We start from the raw sequence: 18,222 nt of genomic DNA on the forward strand, positions 1-18,222 counted from the left end.
CGATGGAGCAGACCCGGTACGACGTGGTGGTCATCGGCGGCGGAGCGGCCGGCCTGAGCGGCGCGATGGCCCTGGCCCGGTCGCGGCGCTCGGTGCTCGTCGTCGACAGCGGTGAGCCGCGTAACGCCCCCGCCGCGCACATGCAGAACTACCTGGGACGCGACGGCACCCCGCCGGCCGAGATGCTGGCGATCGGCCGGGCCGAGATCGCCCGGTACGGCGCGGAGGTCATCACCGCGAAGGCCGAGTCGGCGGTCCGCGAGCCGGGCGGGTTCCGGGTGCGGACCGCGGACGGGCGTGAACTGTCCGCGCGGCGGCTGCTGGTCACCACCGGACTGGTCGACGAGCTGCCGGACATCCCGGGACTCGCCGAGCGCTGGGGCCGGGACGTCGCGCACTGCCCGTACTGCCACGGCTGGGAACTGCGGGACAAGCGGATCGGCGTGCTCGCGACCAGCCCGCTCAGCCCGCTGCAGGCACAGATGTGGCGGCAGATCACCCCGAACCTGCTCCTGCTGCTGGGCGACCAGCCGGCGCCGTCGGCGGAGCAGGCCGAGGAACTGGCGGCACGGGAGATCCCCGTCGTGGCCGGGGCCGTCGCCGGCGTCGAGGTCACCGACGACCGGATGACCGGGGTACGCCTGGCGTCAGGTGACGTGGTGGCCCTCGACGCGCTGGTAGCGGGCCCCCGGTTCACGGCCCGGTCCCGGGTGCTGGAGTCGTTGGGTCTCAAGCCGGTCGACATGGAGATGCACGGGCACGTGATGGGCAGCCGGATCCCGTCGGACGAGGCCGGCGCGACGACCGTGCCCGGTGTCTGGGTGGCCGGCAACGTCACCAACCTGGCGGCGACGGTGGCGGTCGCGGCGGCCGGCGGCCAGACCGCGGCGGGCGCGATCAACATGGATCTGATCGCCGAGGACACCCGGGAGGCGGTGGCCGGGTATCGGGAGCGGATCGCCACTATGTTCACCCGGGACGCCTGGGAGGAACGCTACCGCGGCAAGCCGGCGATCTGGAGCGGCAACCCGAACCCGCAGCTGGTCGCCGAGGCGGAGGGGCTGGCCCCGGGGCGGGTCCTGGACGTGGGCTGCGGTGAGGGCGCCGACGCGGTGTGGCTGGCCCGGCGCGGGTGGCGGGTGACCGCCGTCGACATCTCGGCGGTGGCGCTGGAGCGGGCGGCCGGGCACGCCGCGGAGGCCGGGGTGGCCGACCGGGTGTCGTTCCGGGCGATGGACCTCTTGCGGGAGACGGTCGCGCCGGCCGCGTACGACATGGTGTCCTCGCACTTCATGCACCTCCCGGCGCAGGCACGGCAGAAGTTGTACGCCCAGCTGGCCGGTGCGGTGGCGCCGGGCGGGACGCTGCTGATCGTGGGGCACCACCCGAAGGATCTGGCGGCCGGGGTGGGGCGGATGCACTTCCCGGAGATGCTGTTCACGGCCGAGGAGCTCGCGGCGGACCTGGATCCGGCGGCGTGGGAGACGGTGGCGGTGGAGACCCGGGCACGGGCCGCTCGTGGCCCGGAGGGGCAGGACTTGACCGTCCACGACGCGGTATTGGTGGCAAAGCGCCGGTAAAAGACGATAAAGGCGGCGAATTGCCAGCGTGGCTCCGGCTACCTTGCTGGAATGAGGCTATGCGGCCGGATCCTGAACGACAGTCGGGCCCGGGCGACGACGCCCGGGCCGCGCTCGCGGCCTGGCGGGACGGGATCGTCGACGCCGTCGCCGCGGAGCGCCTCGTCAACCTGCCCCGGGGCGGTGCCGACCTGATCGAGATCACCGCGCCGTCGTCGGCCGTCGTCCTGCAGGCCCTGCGAGCCGGGCGTGACTGCTCGTTCGCCGGCCCGGCCTCCGACGAGTTCGCCGGCCCGGGCGGCAACGACTTCGCCGGCCCGGCCGGGGAGGAGTTCGCCGACCCGGCTGCCGAGAAGTTCGCCGGCCCGGCCTCCGAACTCGCCGGCCTGGTCGGCGACCGGCCCGAACCTGTCGGCGAGGACCTCCCGCCGGCCGGCCCCCGGCGGGGGAGGCGGCGCTCGGGGGACGAGCACAAGTCGTCCGGCCGGCACCGGCGTGACACCGTCCTGCGCACGGACCTGCCCGAGGACGTCCTGCGCCCACTGCTGCGGCGGCTGCGCCGGCACACCCGGCAGGAACAGACCGACCGCGGCGTGGACGTGCTGCATCTGGCCGTCGGGCTCCTGCACTGGCAGGACCGCGACGGCGCCGGGCACGCCAGCCCGCTGACGCTGCTCCCGGTGGAGCTGGTCGCCCTCGGCCCCGGCGACGTGCCGCGGCTGCGGCTCGGCGCCGGCGATCCGATGATCAACCCGGCGCTGGTGGCCCGGCTGCGGGCCCTCGAGATCGACCTGCCGGAGACCGCCCCGGCCGACGCCGCCGCGGTCCGCGCCATGGTCGACGCGGCGATCACCGGGCGCAGCGGCTGGCGCACCACCGAGACGATCGTCCTGGCCCGCCTCGACCCGTCCGGCGAGACGGTGCACCGGGACCTGACCGCGCACGAGGACGAGATCACCGCGCACCCGATGGTCCGGGCCCTGGCCGGGATCGGCGGCGACGGCGCGTTCACCGCCACGGACACCGACCCGGACGGCCCGGTTCCGCTGGTCCTGGACGTGGACGCGGACCAGCGGGCGTGCGTCGAGGCCGCCGTCCGCGGACGCAGTTTCGTGGTCGACGGCCCGCCCGGGACCGGCAAGTCGCAGACCGTCGCGGCCATGGTGGGTGCGCTGGCGTACGCCGGGAAACGCGTCCTGGTGGTCTCCGAGGAGGCCACCGCGCTGGACACCGTGCAGGAACGTCTCGCCGCCGCCGGCCTCGGCAACCACCTGCTCGACCTGCGCGGCGCCCGGGTGGCCCGCCGGCAGGTGGCGTCCGGGCTGGCCGCAGCCCTGGACGCCGCGCCGCTGCCGGACGCCGCCCTGTCCGAGGAGGACCGGGAACGACTGCGGGACCGGCGCGAGCAGCTCGACGCCTACGCCGCCGCGGTCGCCGAGGAACGTGACCCGCTGGGGTGCAGCCTGCACGAGGTGATCGGCCGGTTCGCCCGGCTGGCCGACGTGCCGGAGGCGCCCGCCCCCGCGCTGCAACCGCACGCGCTGACCGACACCGGCCTGGAACGGATCCGGGCCGCCGCCGCCCGGCTCTCCCGGGCCTGGCGGCCGGCCGCGGAACGCAGCGGGTTCCGCTGGCGTGAGGTGGTCGAGAAGGAACCGCTGGCCGAGGCCCTGATCGACGCGCAGGTCGCCCTGGAACAGGTGGCGGCGGCCGCCGAACCGAACGCGAGCCTGATCGCCGCGTTCCACCTGCGGCTGCCGGCCGAGGTGTCGGGGCTCGCCGAACTCGCCGAACACTCCGTGGAACGCCCGCCGGCCGCCGCCGACGCGTGGCTGACCGGGATGAGCCTGCGGCCGGTCCGGGAGGCCGCCGACGACCTCGCCCTGCGGCTGGACGCGATCATCGCGGCGTACGAGCAGGTCCGGACCCGGATCGCCGCGCCGTGGGAACGACTGTCCCCGCCGCTGTCCGCCGCCGCGTTCCCGGAACCGCCGCGGCTGAGCCCGCCCGCGGTCCGGCTCGACCCGCTGACCGCCGCCGACGCCAAGGCGCTCGCCGGCCGGTTCGCCGCGGACGCCGACGAACTCGAGCACCAGCAGCGCAACCTGGACCGGATCACGCACCGGCTGCGCCTGCCCGAAGTGATCACCTTCTCCGACGTGGAACTCGTCGGCCTCGTCTCCGAACTGGGCGGTCGCACGGAGAAGCCGGAGCCGGCCTGGTTCGTGCCGGGCGCGCAGGGCGCGGTGCACGGCGCGGCCGCGGCACTGCGCCGGCACGTCGAGGCGGTCGTCGCCGCCCGGGCGCAGGCCCGCCGGTACTTCACCGAGGCGGTGCTGAGGGCGCCGGTCGAGGACCTCGCCGAACGGTTCGCCACCGTGCACCGCGGTGCCCGTAAGCTGCTCGCCCCGCACCGGCGGGACAAGGACGCGGTCGCCCAGCTGGCCGCCCAGGACGTCACCGTCGAGGAGGCGGTCGCCAACCTGCACCTGGCGGTGGCCTGGCGGCGGGCCTGGGAGGGCCTGCTGTCGGCGGAACGGCACAACGCGGCGGCGCTCGGCGGGTACTGGAAGCGGCTGGAGACCGACTTCCCGGCGATCGGCCGGGCGCTGCGGACCGTGGACGAGGCGCTGCGCGTCACCCCGGCCGAGGGTCTGCAGGCGGTGGTCGACTATGTCAGCTCGCGCTCCGCCCACGAGCAGCTGGACGCCGTGGTCGGCGAGGCCCGCGAGGTCTTCCGGCACTGGCGGGGCACCCTGCGTGCGGAACCCGAACCGGCCGCCCGCCCTGAACTGGGGCACGGATCGGTGCAGACCGCGGTGCACTGGCTGCGGGCGCAGGTCGGCCCGCTGCGGGAGACCGCCGCTCTGCTGGAACAGCTCAGCGAACGGACCGGGCGGGACCTCAACGTGGCCGAGGCGCGCACCGTCCTGGCGGTCCGGCAGGGTGTGCTGGACGCCGAGGCGGCGCTGACCTCCACCGAGTTCCACTACCGGTCGGCGCTGGGTGAGGCGTACCGGGGACGGGAGACCGACCTGGACGCGGTGGCCGACGCCGTCGAGTGGACGGCACGGGCCCGGACGCTGCGGACCGGGGCGGACGCCGCGCTCAACAACGAGCAGGCCCAGGCGCTCGGCACCGGGCAGGCCGTCCCGGACCTGCCGGCCATCGAGGAGGCCTGGCTGGAGGCGCGCGGGCGGGTGCTCGCCGCGTTCGGGCCGGCCCGCCAGGTCCGGCTGGGCACCGCGCTGGACCGCTACGAGACCGCCCGGGACCTGCTGCGTGACCTGCTCGAGGACGACACCGGGCAGGCCGAGTGGTTCGAGTACCTGGCCGGCCGCGAGGTGCTCACCGAGTTCGGCCTGGACGGCGCGATCGAGGTGTGCGCCGACCGGGGCATCGACCCGCAGCGGCTGGGGGACGTGCTGGAACGGACGGCGTACCGGTCGTGGATCTTCTCGGTGCTCGCCGAGGACGAACGCCTCCAACCGCTGGCCGCCGTGGACCGCAACGAACTGGTCGACGAGTTCCGGCGGCTGGACGCCGAACAGACGCACGACGCGGCCGCCCGGATCCTCGCGGCGCTCGGCACCCGCCGGCCGTCCGGCGAGGCCACCACGCTGATCCGCGCCGAGGGGGCGAAGAAGGACGGGCACCTGCCGGTCCGGGACCTGCTCGGCGGGGCGTGGGAGGCGGTGGCGGCACTCAAACCCTGCCTGCTCGCGCCGCCGTCGACGGTCAGCCGGCTGCTGCCCGACGAGGCCCGGTTCGACGTGGTGATCATCGACGAGGCGTCCCGGATGACCCCGGCGGCGGCGGTGGCGTGTGCGTACCGGGGGACCTCACTGGTGATCGTGGGGGACGACGCGCAACTACCGCCCCCGGACGGCCGGCCGTCGGTGCTGGTGGTGGCCAACGACTGCGGCGGCTTCGCCCGGCTCGGCCTGACCTGGCACTACCGGAGCCGGCACGAGAGCCTGATCGACTTCGCGGCGCGGACGTTCTATCAGGGACGGCTGGTGACGTTTCCCAGCCCGTACCCGATGGGCCCGGATCTGGGGGTGCAGCTCTTCCCCGCGGACGGCGCGGCGGCCGAGGCGGCCCTGGTGACCCAGCGGGTGGTGCACCATTTCAGCACCCGGCCGGCGCTCTCCCTCGGAGTGATCACCCTGAGTCCGGAGCAGACCGACGGGGTCGCCGCCGCGGTCGAGGCGGCCCTGGCCGGCCGCGAGGACCTGGAGCAGCACCTCGGCGGTTTCTTCGTCAAGAGCGCCGACGCGGCGCAGGGCGACGAACGCGACGTGGTCATCCTGGTGACCGGAACCGATCTGGGCGCGGCGGGCGGTCCCGCGGGCACGCGGCGGCTGGACGTGGCGATCACCCGGGCCCGGCAGCGGGTCGAGGTGATCTCGGCGATCCCACCATCGGCCCGGGAGGACGCGTCCGGCGAGGGCGAACGGCGGCTGGCCGGCTATCTGGACGCGGCCGAGAACGGGACGGCACCGGCCGAGGAGGTCGCGCTGACCGCGCTCGAGACCTCCGTCCTCGAGACCATCGCGGGCTGGGGCTACGCGACCGACGTCCAGGTGGGGACCGGTCCGTGCCGGATCGAGATCGGGGTACGCCACAGCGAGGGCGCCGCCTACGTCCTCGGCGTCCGGTGCGACGGCCCCGGGTACACGCACGCCACCGCGGCCCGGGACCGGGACCGCCTGCACGACCAGGTCCTGCACGGCCTGGGCTGGCACCTGCACCGGATCTGGAGCGTGTCCTGGTACGCCGACCGCGCCGAGGAGGAGAACCGGCTGCGCGTGGCGATCGAGAACGCGCTGTCCACCCCGGACGTGTTCGCCGAGGTCGACGGTGAGGTGCTGACCGTCCGCGCGGCGCAGCGCCCGGAGTGGGCCCTGCCGTACGTGCGTGCCGCCGTCGCCCCGCTGCCGGCCGGTGCCCGGGTGAACGATCCGGCGACCGCTCCGCTGCTGGTCGGCGCCGTCGAACGGATCGCCGAGGTGGAGGGCCCGGTGCACCTGACCACGCTGATCCGGCGGATCCGGGACGGCTGGGGCATCGGGCGGCTCACCCAGCCGGTGCGGGCGGCCATCGAGCAGGCGGTCCGTTCCTCCCGGGCCGGGTTCGACGGCACCTTCGTGACCTGGCCGGACGCGCTGATCCCGGCGGTCCGGGTGCCGGGCGACGAGGTCACCCGCAAGCCGGAGGAGATCGCCGACCCGGAGCTGCTGCTCGCCCTGGAGTACCTCGTCCTGGACGCCGGCCTGGTGGAGGGCGACGACCTGCTGGCGGCGGCGGCCCGCCTGTTCGGCTGGAGCGGGACCCGGCCGGGCGGTCCGCGGCTGGCCGCGATGCTCGACGAACTGGTGTCGGTGGGCCGGCTGATCGCGCACCCGAACGGGCTGATCGCCGCGCCCGAGGGCGACCTGCTCGACCTGCCGGACCCGGCGACCCTGCCGCGCCGGGAGGATTCGCGCCGCAACGTCAAGGCGCGGCAGGACTCGACGTAGGGCGGGTCAGGACTCGACGTAGGGCGGTCAGGACCGGTCAGGACTTGGTGTAGACGTCGTGCGGGATCGCGACCGGCCAGAGCATGTCGCGGATCAGCAGGCAGCGGGCGACCGTCGCCGGGTCGTCGGTCTCCGCGCCGCCGGCGAACGTGCCGTCCTGGTCGACCAGGGTGTACACGACCCGGCGGTCGTCGAAGACCCAGAAGTCGTCGGTACTGACCGGCAGCCCGCCCACCTCGTCCCGGGGCAGCCAGCGGATCCGCTCGCCGGCCGCCACGTTCAGCCCGGACAGGCTGAGCAGCCAGCGGGTGTAGTCGCCGTGCGGCACCGTGACCACCCGCAGACGTTCCACCACGCAGCCGGCCGCGGTGGTCCGCCGGATCAGATCGAGCCAGGACCGCTGCCAACCGAAGTCGTCCGGCTCGCCGGCCAGGAAACGCCGGAACGGCTCGTTCTCCTCCGGGGTGTCGTAGACGTCCGAGACCTCCAGATGGAACGCGGACCGCCGGACGTCGCGGAACAGGTGCCGGAACGCGTCGACCTGCATCAGCCGCATACGTCACGATGGTCGGAGCGTTCCGGCGCGGTCCACCCGGGATGCGGAAAGACGCAAGGGGAGAAGAGTTCGCGTTCAGCCGTTGCGGGGCAGCTCCCGGGCGAGGACCTTGCCGGTGGCGTTGCGGGGCAGCTCGTCCAGGAAGACGACGTCCCGCGGCACGCAGAACCGGGCCCGGTGCCGGCGGACGTGCGCGCGGACCGCCTCGTGATCGAGCGTCTCGCCATCGCGCAGCACCAGATAGGCCGCCAGCCGCTGACCGAACTCGTCGTCCGGCACCCCGATCACCGCCACGTCCCGGACCTGCGGCAGGCCGGCGAGCAGGTCGGCCACCTCGCCGGGATGGACGTTCTCACCCCCGGAGACGATCATGTCGTCCTCCCGGCCGTCCACGAACACCCGGCCGTCGGCGTCCCGGTGCCCCAGATCGCCGGTGCCCAGCATGCCCTCGCACATCCGGGTGTCCGCGTCGTCGGTGTAGCCCTCGAACAGCATCTCGTTGACCACGAACAGGCGGCCCACCGTGCCGTCCGGCACCGGCCGGCCGTCGTCGCCGAGCACCGCTACCCGGGTGCCGTACGGCGGACGCCCGGCGGTGTTCGGCGCGGCCCGCAGGTCGGCCGGCGTGGCGATGGAGACCCAGGACGCCTCGGTCGAGCCGTACAGGTTGTAGAGGACGTCGCCGAACCGGTCCATGAACCGGCCGGCCAGCCCGCCCGGAAGCGCGGAACCGCTGACCGCGGCCACCCTCAGGCTCGGCCGTTTCGCCGACGCCGGGAGATCCATCAGCTGCTGCAGCATGACGGGTACGCCGATGAGCGCGTCCACCGACCGTCCGGCCATGGTGGCCTGCGCGGCCGCCGCGTCGAACCGCCGTTGCAGCACGATCGTCGCGCGCAGCGCCAACGCGATCTGCAGCCCGGCGAAACCCCAGGTGTGGAAGAGCGGCGCGGAGATCATCACAGTGTCGCCGGCCCGCAGCGGGATCCGGTCGATCACCGAGCAGAGCGGGCGGAAACCACCGGGCGTGGGCCGCCGGGCACCCTTGGGCACGCCGGTCGTCCCCGAGGTGAGCACGACGGTCCGTCCCGGACGCGCGGGCGGCGACAGCGCGCCCTCCGGCGACGTCTCCGCGATCATGTCGGCGATCCGCCGCTCGTTCAGCCGCTCGACGCCGGTCAGCAACGCGACCTGGTCGGTGAACTCGTCGTCGTGGATCAGCACCCGCAGGCCCTGGTTTTTCGTCACTTCGGCCAGCTGGTGCGCGGAGAGCCCGGTATTGATCAGCACCGGGTCGGCGCCGCGGATGGTCGTCCCGATCAGCGACTCCACCATCCGGACCGAGTTGCGGCAGAGCAGCCCGACCCGGTCACCCGGACCGGCCGGCAACGCCCCGGCCAGCCGCTCGGCGCGACCGAGCAGCTGGGCGTACGTCAGGCGGCGCTCGTCGTCGACCACCGCGATCCGTTCCGGACTGCGGGCCGCGGCCTGCCGCAGCTCACCGGCGAGACCGAAACCCCACCGGCCGAGCGCGGCGAACTGGCGCACGACACGGCCCGGACGCCCCGGCGTCAGCAGGCCACGGCGGGCCATGGTCGAGGCGATGAAGGCGGCGTCCACTCTGTCATCCTCCCGGCATAATAGGACAAGCCCTAGCGGATCTGGACTCCGGAGATGGCGCGGGCGATGACCAGCCGCTGGATCTCCGACGTGCCCTCGAAGATCGTGTAGATCTTGGCGTCCCGGAACATCCGTTCCACCGGGTGCTCCCGCAGATAACCGGCGCCACCGAGGATCTGCACCGCCTTCTCGGTGACGGACACCGCCACCTCGCCGGCCTTCAGCTTCGACATCGAGCCCTCACCGGCGCCGAACGGCCGCTCGTTACGGCCCATCCACGCCGCCCGCCACACCAGCAGCCGCGCCGCGTCGATCTCGGTACGCATGTCGGCGAGCGCGAACGCCACCGCCTGGTTCTCGATGATGGGACGGCCGAACTGCACGCGGTTCTTCGCGTACTCCAAGGCGTACTCGTAGGCGGCCCGCGCGATGCCGATCGCCTGCGCGCCCACCGCGGGCCGCGACAGCTCGAAGGTTCGCATCGCGGCCTGCTTGGTGGCCCGCTGACCCTCCCGGGCCCGGGCCAGGCGGCGGTCCAGCGACTCCTTGTCGCCGAGCAGGCAGCTGCCGGGGACCCGAACGTCGTCGAGGAACACGTCCGCGGTGTGCGAGGCCCGCAGGCCCAGCTTCTTCAGCTTCCTCGTGCCGGCCAGGCCCCTCGTGCCGGGCGGCACGACGAACGCGGCCTGCCCACGCGAACCCAGCGACGGATCGACGCTCGCCGTCACCACGTGCACGTTCGCGATGCCGCCGTTGGTCGCATACGCCTTCTGGCCGCTGAGCACCCACTCGTCGGTCGCCTCGTGGTAGACCGCCCGGGTGCGCATCGACGCCACGTCCGACCCGGCCTCCGGCTCGGTGCTGCAGAACGCCGCCACCTTCGGGTCGGACGCGTCGCCGAAGCACTGCGGCACCCACTCGACCAGCTGATCCGGCGTGCCCGACCCGTAGATCGCGGCCACCGCCAGCGACGTGCCGGAGATCGCCATGCCGATCCCGCCGTCACCCCAGAACAGCTCCTCGTTGGCCACCGGCAGGCTCAGCCCCGCCGTGTCCGCCCAGGTGTTCACCAGGAACTCGAAGCCGTATAGCCCGATCTTCGCCGCCTCCTGCAGGACCGGCCACGGGGTCTCCTCCCGCTCGTCCCACTCGGCGGCGGCGGGCCGGATCACGGACGAGGCGAAGCCGTGCACCCACTCGCGCAGGTCTTGTTGCTCCTCGTTGAGGTCGAGCCAGAACTCCACGTCCGATCAGCCTTTCCGGCGACGGGTTGAACTCGGCGGTAACTTTAGGGACGTGACCCGGAACACACAAGGTTCATCGATATGTTGGCGGTGTGCCACGTCCGCTGTTCCGGCAGGCTCCCCCCGAGGTCGTCACCGCCCTGGGTGACGCGCTCGGATCCCCCGTGGTCGCGGAGACCGCCGCACCGGCCGGTTTCACCCCCACCGTCGCCTCCACCCTCACACTGGCCGACGGCCGGCGGACCTTCGTCAAAGCCAGCGGCGACCCGGACCGCCACCAGGGCCTGCACACCGCGGTCGCCTGCGACGCCGCACTCACCGACCGCACCCTGGCCCCGCCGGTACTGGCCACCGTGACGCTGGCCGACTGGTGCGCGGTGGCCTGGGACCACCTGCCGGCCGGCCACGTCGAGGCATGGGCACCGGGTGACGTGCCGGCGATCCTCGACCTGACCGCCCGCCTGGCCGCCGGCACCCGCCCGTGCCGCCTGGCCGGTGCGGTCCCGTTCGCCCACGACTTCCAGGGCGAGATGGTGGGCACCGCCCGCGCCCTGGCCGGCCGCGACATGCCCGACCCGCCGCACGTCGCCCACCTGACGGGCATCCCGCTCTGGTCCGGCCTCGACCTCCACCGGCTCGCCACCCTCGAGGAGGACTGGGTCCCGGCCCTCTCCGGCGGCGACCACCTGCACCACGGCGACCTGCGCCGCGACAACCTGGTCCGCGGCCCGGACGGCCGGCTGCGGATCGTCGACTGGACCCACCGCTGGACCGCCCCCGGCTGGGCCGACCTGATCCTGCTCGGCGTCGACCTGACCCGCGGCGGCCTGGACGCGGAACGGATCCTGGCCGCGTCGGTGTGGGCGGCGGCCCCCGCCCACGAGGTGAACGTCCTCCTCGCCGGCTGGACCGGCCACTGGTTCAACGCGGCCCACCGGCCGGAGATCCCGCACGCCCCCGGCCTGCGCCGCCTCCAGCACGACCAGGGGCGGGCCTGCGCCGCCTGGCTCGCCCGCCGCCTGCGTTGACCTGGCGAACCGGGTGTCGCCGTGGACCGCCCCTCCGTCGCCGCCCCTCCGTCGCCGCCCCTCCGTCGCCGCCCCTCCGTCGCCGCCCCTCCGGGGGCGACCTCCCGGCCTGGGCGTTGGCGTGGACGATCCGGTCGATGCCGGCGCCGACCAGAGGTGCGACGGTCCGAAGAGTCCCCGAGAGTGCTATCGACGTCAGGTCAGCGGCATGCAGAAACAGGTTTCGTTGCCGGTGCAGCCGATGGAAGGCGTCCTCGAGCTGCCCGACGATCCTCGGAGGTCGGAGGTCGGAGGTCGGAGGTCGGAGGTCGGAGGTCGGAGGTCGGAGGTCGGAGGTCGGAGGTCGGAGGTCGGCGGTGGCGTTCGGACGTGGCGGTCGGAGGTCGGCGGTGGCGGTCGCATCAGCGCAGCCGTTTGTCGCAGCGCGTGGCCACGTCCAAGGTCAACTTGAGTTGGGTGGCATGGTGCGACTGCTGGCCGTCGCCCACGGTTGTTTTCGGTTCGTGGGTGGGCCGTGGTCGACGGCCGGGTCGGTTGAGCCGTCGGTCGCGGCTGTTCGGGAGGGTGGGAGTCAGCCGTGAGCGACGGCTCGGGGTCGCCCGGCCGTCGTCGGCGGTTGTTTTCGGCCCGCGGATGGACCGCAGCCGACGGCCGAGTCGGTCGAGCCGTCGACCACGGCTGTTTTCGGGACGGCAATCAGCCATCGACGACGGCTCAGGGCCGCCCAGCCGTCGCCCACGGTCGTTTCCCCCGTCTACGGTCGTTTCCCCCGCCTACGGTCGTTCCGCTGCCCACGGTCGTTTCCGACCCCCGGACGGACCGCAGTCGACGGCCGGGGTGGCCGGAACGCCACTCGACCTCTTCCGATCTCGGCGACGGCCCCGGGGTGGCCGCGAGCGGCTGAACGGCGCCGGCGCACGGGCCGACCGGAGGCGGCGCGCGGGGCGACCGGAGGCGGCGCGCGGGGCGACCGGAGGCGGCGCACGGGCCGACCGGAGGCGGCGCCCGGCCGACGTGACGTCGCTGAGCACGCCCACGGGGTACGCGACCGCGACGCGTAACGTCGATACCTGCAAGCCGTCCTGTGCGGACGCCGACTGCCAGCGCACCTCGGTGAAGCTGAAGTTCACGAAGGTCAAGCTCTCGGACTGCCGTCGGGTGTTCAGCCGGGTCACCGAGACCGAGGTCGGGTCGGCGAAGAAGGCCACCCGCAACCTTCCGCTCGTCGTCAAGAAGAGCTGCTGACTGCTCGTCGTCGAGAAGAGCTGCTGACTCAAGAAGAGCTGCTGACTCAAGAAGAGCTGCTGACTCAAGAAGAGCTGCTGACTGTTCCTCGCCCAGAAGACTGCTGACCCCGGCCCGGAGCGTGCGGTCAGCGCTGGCGGCAGGCCGCGTCGATCGGGGCGGCCGGCCGCACCCGCCGGCCCACCGCCTCCAGCAGTGAGTCCTCGATGTGCAGGTCCCGGACCCGCAGGCGGTAGCGGGGCAGTTCCTCCGGCGACGGGCAGGAGATCCGGCCGGTGATCTGCTCGTTGCGGATGTACGCCACCCCGCCGCTCTCCCGCAGGATGGCGGTCAGCACGTCGTCGGAGCCGATCACCGAGCCGCGGACGCCTGTCGTGTCGTACTCGGGGAGGCCCTCGGTCATCGTCACGGTGAACGGGAGCACGGGCGCGGAGGTGACCGGCAGCACCGCCCAGAGTCCGATCAGGATCACCGCGGCCTGGACCAGTGGGGCGATCGTCCGGGCCGGGCCGCGGAGGCCGACGCTTCGGTGCAGGAGCACCACCACGATGGTGCACACCGGCGGCAGGGCGAAGAGTGCGGCGGGCAGGAGTTCGCCGCGGCCCAGGGCCTCGACGATGACCGGCCAGGTGACGCCGAGCGATGCCAGGGCCAGCAGGACCACCCCGCGCAGGCCGGTCAGGCGCGGCACCCGGGCGGCCACCGGCAGGTCGAGCAGCACCGCGACGGCGAAGAGCAGCAGCGGGAGGTACATGATCCGCCAGGTGGCGAGGGCGGCGACCAGGATCATCGCGACCAGCCAGAGCGGGGCGGTCCGGGCCCAGCGGGTGAACAGCGGCGCGCGCTGCTCCGGCGGGGCGGCCACGAAACAGCCGGTCACCATGACGGCCACCAGGACACCGCTGATCACCGGAAGGCCGGTCACCAGCGTGGCGGAGAGCAGGGCGCTGGCGCCGGCGTCCGCCACGATCAGCAGCATCGTCTGGAGCTGGCCGCCGGCCTCCACCCAGAGGCGCATCAGAGCGGCGACGGTCGGGATCGCGACGATCAGGCTCCAGAACGCCTGACTGCTGCCATTCGACTCCGGCGACGAGGACGACGGCGGTGATGGGGGCGGTGATGGGGGTGAGGGCTGCGGCGCCGGGGATGAGGGCGGCGGCGATGAGGATGAGGGCGGCGATGAGGATGAGGGCGGCGATGAGGATGAGGGCGGCGGCGCTGGGGATGAGGACGGTGGCGTGGATGAGGACGAGGACGGCGGCGGGGGAGAAGGCTGCGGGGGAGTGGAAGGCGCGGCCGGCCCGTTCACCGCGTCGGCCCCTTCGAGTCGTAGTCCAGCAACTCCGGCCGCTCGTCCGGCGGGGGCTGATGTGACGTCGCGGTCGCCGCCGCCAGATGCGCGTTGTAGGCCCGCTGCCAATCCGTGGTCAGCCCGCGCTGTTGCTGACGGTAGATCCGGTCCAGGAGGTGGTCGACGAGCGTACGCAGAGCGATGTTGTCCTTGCGGATCCCGATGCCGATCCGTTCCTGGACCGCCGGCTGCCCGTCCTCGCCCGGCGGAAGGTCGAGGAGCTGGTACCGGCTCGGGTCCCGGGCGTCGAAGCCCGCCAGCAGCGTCTTGTCGGTGCTGATCGCCACGAAGTCACCGGCCGCCAGACGGTCGAAGCATTCGTTGATCCCGTTCAGGCCGGTCACCGGGAAGCCGAGTGTCATGAGGAGGCGTTCCGACGTGGAGCCGGCGACCGTACACATGCGGTTCTCCGGCCTGCGAAGGTCGTCGACGCCGGTGAGCCCGGCTTCGGCGGAGGCCAGGACGCCCTGCTCGGTGATCAGGTAGGGGCCGGCGAAGGCGACGTCGCGTTTGCGCTCGTCGGTGATCGAGAAGCTGCCGATCACCAGGTCGGCCTGGTCGTTCTTGAGCATCAGGATCCGGTCGATGTTGTTGCGCATCCGGTGCCATTCGATCCGGTCGTCGTCGGCGTACCCGAGTCCGCGGGCGACCATCCGGGCGATGTCCACGTCGAAGCCGGCGTGCCGGCCGTTCTCGAGGTATCCCAGGCCGGGCTGGTCCTCGAAGACGGCGATCCGGATCCGGTCGGGGCGCAGGCCGGCCGCCCGGATCAGCTGGTCGACGGAGACGCTGGCCGCCGTGCCGCGGCGCTGCTGCACGACGGCGACGACGGTCAAGCTCGCCATCAGCAGGAACACTGTCGCGGCGGCGATCCGGGGCAGCCAGTGGAAGATCCGCCGCATCGTTCAGCCCCCGACCTCGGTGACGTCCTCCGGCTTCGGGTGGTTGCTCTCCAGCCCGCCTTCGAGGGGCTTGAGATATTTCTGGAAGGCGGCGTTCCACGGGTCGGGGACTCCGGTGCTCTGCCGGTCGTAGCTCTTCTGCAGGTAGTGCCGGACCAGTTGGTGCAGGGCGGTCCGGTCCTTGTTCATGCCGATGCCGAGCGACTCGATGCCGTTCATCCCCTCCAGGCCGAGGGCGATGTCCGGCAGCGTGAAGCGGTAGTCGCCGGTGTCGGTGCGGCTGGTCTCCCGGAACCCGGCCAGCAGGGTCCGGTCGCTGCTCACCGCGCGGACCTCGCCCTTGTCGAGTTTGGCGAAGCACGCCTCGACGGTGTTCTGCGGCTGGAACGGGATGTCCCGGGCCCGGAGCAGGCCTTCGGAGGTGGAGGAGGCGACGGTGCACACCCGGTTGCCGGGTTTGCGGAGGTCCTCCATCTCACCGATGCCGGCGTCGGCCGCGGTGAGGATGCCCTGCTCGGTGATCAGGTAGGGGCCGGCGAACGCGACGTCCTTCTTGCGCTCGTCGGTGATCGAGAAGCTGCCGAGGACCAGGTCGACCGCGTCGTTCTTGAGAAACGCGATCCGCTCGCTGTTACGGGTGATCGTGTGCCATTCGATCTTCTCCTCGCTCTCGAAGCCGAGGTTCCCGGCGATCATGCGGGCGATCTCGACGTCGAATCCGGCCCGCCGCCCGTTCTCGACGAAACTCATGCCGGGCTGGTTGTCCGGCACGGCGATGCGCAGCTTGCCGAGGCCGATCAGCCCGGCCTGCTGCCTGAGCTCGTCGACGGTGGGTGGTGTCGGATCGTCCGGCGGCCCGTTGGAGCAGCCGCCGGCGGCGAGGCCGAGGATGAGAAGAAGGACGAGGTGACGGCGAAAGTCTAGGCGCACCGGTGACCCCCGAATGTCCCGGGAAGCGTGATGCCCAGGGTATCAGCCAGTGACGAGTGTCGAAATCAGCCGACGGTGACGGAACCGGTCAGGTGGGGGCGCCGGGAGGTCAGGGCGAAGCGCCAGCCGTCGCCCTCGCGGGCGGCCTGGAAACGGACCCGGGCCGGCAGCGGCACCGGCTGTTTGAAGGCGACCTCCACGGTGTACGCCTCCGGCAGCCGTCCCTCCAGCGCGGCCAGGGCTCGCGCCTTCGTCCACATGCCGTGGGCGATCGGTCGCGGGAACCCGAACAGCCGGGCGCCCAGCGCCGACGTGTGGATCGGGTTGCGGTCGCCGGAGACGGCCGCGTAGGCACCGCCGACGCCGGCGGGCACCCGCCACACCGCGTTCGACGGGAACGACGCGTCCGCGACGGGCGGCGGCGTGGTCGTGCCCGGCGACGGCCGGGTGATCCGCAGGTAGGTGGAGACGCTCTCCCAGACCGGAACCCCGTCCACCGAGGCGCTCACCACCAGGTCGAACTGCCGTCCGCGTGGATGATCCCGCAGGTCCACCGCCCGGACCGCGAGATCGAGCGGTGAGGCCGCGCCGACCGGGCGCCGCACGGTGATCCGGTTGGCCACGTGCACCAGACCGACCAGCGGCAGCGGGAACCCGGGTGTGGTCATCAGGCGCATGGCCAGCGGGAACGCCAGCACATGCGGATAGGTCGCCGGCAGCACGTCGCCGAGGCGGAACCCGCACACCCGGTCGTACGCGGCCAGGTGCTCCCGGTCCACCACGACCGCCTGCCGGGTAGCCGCGCCGTCGGGCAGCGCCGCCCCGCGCGCCCGGCCCGGCAGCGATCCGAGCGCCGCCCGTACGTAGGACGAACCGGTGGTCATGTCAGGCCCCCAGCAGGCTCTGTCCGCACACCCGGACCACGTTGCCGGTGATCGCCGCGGAGCCCGGTGAGGCCAGCCAGGCGATCGTCTCCGCCACGTCGATCGGCAGCCCGCCCTGGGACAGGCTGTTGAGGCGGCGGCCGGCCTCGCGGAGCCCGGCCGGCATCCTCGCGGTCATCGCCGTCTCGATGAAGCCGGGCGCCACCGCGTTGATCGTGACGCCGCGGCCGGTGAGCAGCGGGGCGTGCGACTGGACCAGGCCGATGACCCCGGCCTTGCTGGTGGCGTAGTTGGTCTGGCCCCGGTTGCCGGCGATGCCCGCGATCGACGCGACGCCGACGATCCGCCCGCCCGGCGGGATCAGCCCGCGTTCCAGGAGGAGTTCGTTGACGCGTTCCGGTGCGGTCAGGTTGACGCCGAGCACCGCGTCCCAGCGGTCCTCGGACATCCGGGCGATGGTCTTGTCGCGGGTGATGCCGGCGTTGTGGACCAGGATGTCGATCCCGGCGCGTGGGCCGGCCGCCAGGTATCCGGCGAGGCGTCCGGCGGCGTCCGCGGCGGTCAGGTCGAGTTGCAGGGCCCGGCCCCGGGTCTCGTTGGCCACCCCGGCCAGGGCGTCGCCGGCGGCCGGCACGTCCAGCGCGATCACGTCGGCGCCGTCGCGGGCCAGGGTCCGGGCGATGGCCGCGCCGATGCCCCGGGCCGCCCCGGTGACCAGGGCGAGTTTGCCGTCCAGCGGGCGTTCCCAGTCGGCCGGGACGGGTGCGGTGCCCGAGCCGATCCGGATCACCTGGCCGGAGACGTAGGCGGACCGCCCGCTCAGCAGGAACCGCAGCGTCGACTCGACGGCCGTCTCGCCGCCCGCCTCGACGTAGACCAGCTGGGCGGTCACCCCACGCCCGAACTCCTTGCCGATGCTGCGGGTCAGGCCCTCCAGGCTCCGCTGCGCGGTCGCCTCCTGCGGCCCGGCGGTGGCTTGCGGTGGGGTGCCCAGCACGATCACGCGGCCGGAGGACTGCAGTGCTCTCGCGTACGGATGGAAGAAGTCGAAAAGAGCCCGCAGGCCGGAGGTCCGGGTGATCCCGGTCGCGTCGAAGATCAGCGCCCCGGCGCCGGTGACCTCGCCCTCCGGGTCGACGACCGTGACACCGGCGGCGTCCAGGAGTTTGCGGACCGGTTCGGCGAGACGGCCGCCGGGGGCCGCGCCGAGCAGGACCGGTCCGGTGGTGAGCGGGTCGCCGGGCCGGTGCCGCCGCAGCCGGGGCGGATCAGGCAGACCGAGCCGCTTGACCACGGTCCGGCCGAGACCGGAGTTGGCGAAGTTCGCGTACCTGTCAGCCATACGGGTAGCCTACCGGTG

At 73.3% G+C, this 18,222-nt stretch carries 12 protein-coding genes; 4 read left to right on the forward strand and 8 right to left on the reverse strand.

Annotated elements, in window-relative coordinates; translation table 11 throughout:
* Positions 1 to 2: 2 nt before the first annotated feature.
* Positions 3 to 1,580, forward strand: a complete 1,578-nt coding sequence (locus tag QSK32_RS01205; RefSeq protein WP_045744180.1) for an FAD-dependent oxidoreductase — start codon at positions 3 to 5, stop codon at positions 1,578 to 1,580.
* A gap of 59 nt (positions 1,581 to 1,639) precedes the next feature.
* Positions 1,640 to 7,102 carry a DUF3320 domain-containing protein gene (locus tag QSK32_RS01210; RefSeq protein WP_285470981.1) on the forward strand — a complete coding sequence of 1,821 codons (5,463 nt, stop codon included), beginning with the start codon at positions 1,640 to 1,642 and terminating at the stop codon, positions 7,100 to 7,102.
* Between the two features lie 37 nt (positions 7,103 to 7,139).
* Here the strand turns inward: QSK32_RS01210 and QSK32_RS01215 are convergent, their stop codons facing one another.
* From QSK32_RS01215 to QSK32_RS01225, 3 genes are all read right to left on the reverse strand, one after another.
* Positions 7,140 to 7,658 (reverse strand): DUF6879 family protein, encoded by a 519-nt coding sequence (locus tag QSK32_RS01215; protein WP_045744178.1) that lies wholly within the window; start codon positions 7,656 to 7,658, stop codon positions 7,140 to 7,142.
* A gap of 75 nt (positions 7,659 to 7,733) precedes the next feature.
* Positions 7,734 to 9,278: an AMP-binding protein gene (locus QSK32_RS01220; RefSeq protein ID WP_285470982.1), complete on the reverse strand. Its 1,545-nt coding sequence runs from the start codon at positions 9,276 to 9,278 to the stop codon at positions 7,734 to 7,736.
* 32 nt (positions 9,279 to 9,310) lie between these two features.
* Positions 9,311 to 10,522 carry an acyl-CoA dehydrogenase family protein gene (locus QSK32_RS01225; RefSeq protein WP_285470983.1) on the reverse strand — a complete coding sequence of 404 codons (1,212 nt, stop codon included), beginning with the start codon at positions 10,520 to 10,522 and terminating at the stop codon, positions 9,311 to 9,313.
* Between the two features lie 92 nt (positions 10,523 to 10,614).
* On the opposite strand from QSK32_RS01225, the gene QSK32_RS01230 reads away from it, so the two are divergent.
* Positions 10,615 to 11,550: a hypothetical protein gene (locus tag QSK32_RS01230; RefSeq protein ID WP_045744176.1), complete on the forward strand. Its 936-nt coding sequence runs from the start codon at positions 10,615 to 10,617 to the stop codon at positions 11,548 to 11,550.
* Positions 11,551 to 12,564: 1,014 nt separating this feature from the next.
* Complete coding sequence (locus tag QSK32_RS01235) at positions 12,565 to 12,795, forward strand: hypothetical protein (protein WP_285470984.1); 231 nt, start codon at positions 12,565 to 12,567, stop codon at positions 12,793 to 12,795.
* 127 nt (positions 12,796 to 12,922) lie between these two features.
* Here the strand turns inward: QSK32_RS01235 and QSK32_RS01240 are convergent, their stop codons facing one another.
* The 5 genes from QSK32_RS01240 to QSK32_RS01260 form a co-directional block, all read right to left on the reverse strand.
* Positions 12,923 to 13,813 carry a hypothetical protein gene (locus tag QSK32_RS01240; protein WP_157411190.1) on the reverse strand — a complete coding sequence of 297 codons (891 nt, stop codon included), beginning with the start codon at positions 13,811 to 13,813 and terminating at the stop codon, positions 12,923 to 12,925.
* A 287-nt stretch (positions 13,814 to 14,100) separates the two neighbouring features.
* Positions 14,101 to 15,048 carry a transporter substrate-binding domain-containing protein gene (locus tag QSK32_RS01245; RefSeq protein ID WP_045744173.1) on the reverse strand — a complete coding sequence of 316 codons (948 nt, stop codon included), beginning with the start codon at positions 15,046 to 15,048 and terminating at the stop codon, positions 14,101 to 14,103.
* A gap of 3 nt (positions 15,049 to 15,051) precedes the next feature.
* Positions 15,052 to 15,978 carry a transporter substrate-binding domain-containing protein gene (locus QSK32_RS01250; protein ID WP_285470985.1) on the reverse strand — a complete coding sequence of 309 codons (927 nt, stop codon included), beginning with the start codon at positions 15,976 to 15,978 and terminating at the stop codon, positions 15,052 to 15,054.
* A 65-nt stretch (positions 15,979 to 16,043) separates the two neighbouring features.
* Positions 16,044 to 16,862, reverse strand: coding sequence for a MaoC family dehydratase (locus tag QSK32_RS01255; protein WP_285470986.1), 819 nt, complete (start codon positions 16,860 to 16,862; stop codon positions 16,044 to 16,046).
* Between the two features lies 1 nt (position 16,863).
* Entirely contained in the window at positions 16,864 to 18,204 is a 1,341-nt protein-coding gene (locus tag QSK32_RS01260) for a 3-oxoacyl-ACP reductase (RefSeq protein ID WP_045744171.1), read from the reverse strand.
* Positions 18,205 to 18,222 lie beyond the last annotated feature (18 nt).

Origin of the sequence: Actinoplanes sp. NBRC 101535 (genome assembly GCF_030269225.1) — a bacterium.
Lineage (GTDB): Bacteria > Actinomycetota > Actinomycetes > Mycobacteriales > Micromonosporaceae > Actinoplanes > Actinoplanes rectilineatus.

What these genes read in the sequence shown, in the direction of transcription:
- QSK32_RS01260 (WP_045744171.1), bottom strand. Translation starts at nt 18,204, where the DNA reads ATGGCTGACAGGTACGCGAACTTCGCCAACTCCGGTCTCGGCCGGACC.
- QSK32_RS01215 (WP_045744178.1), bottom strand. Translation starts at nt 7,658, where the DNA reads ATGCGGCTGATGCAGGTCGACGCGTTCCGGCACCTGTTCCGCGACGTC.
- QSK32_RS01255 (WP_285470986.1), bottom strand. Translation starts at nt 16,862, where the DNA reads ATGACCACCGGTTCGTCCTACGTACGGGCGGCGCTCGGATCGCTGCCG.
- QSK32_RS01205 (WP_045744180.1), top strand. Translation starts at nt 3, where the DNA reads ATGGAGCAGACCCGGTACGACGTGGTGGTCATCGGCGGCGGAGCGGCC.
- QSK32_RS01245 (WP_045744173.1), bottom strand. Translation starts at nt 15,048, where the DNA reads ATGCGGCGGATCTTCCACTGGCTGCCCCGGATCGCCGCCGCGACAGTG.
- QSK32_RS01240 (WP_157411190.1), bottom strand. Translation starts at nt 13,813, where the DNA reads ATGCGCCTCTGGGTGGAGGCCGGCGGCCAGCTCCAGACGATGCTGCTG.
- QSK32_RS01210 (WP_285470981.1), top strand. Translation starts at nt 1,640, where the DNA reads ATGCGGCCGGATCCTGAACGACAGTCGGGCCCGGGCGACGACGCCCGG.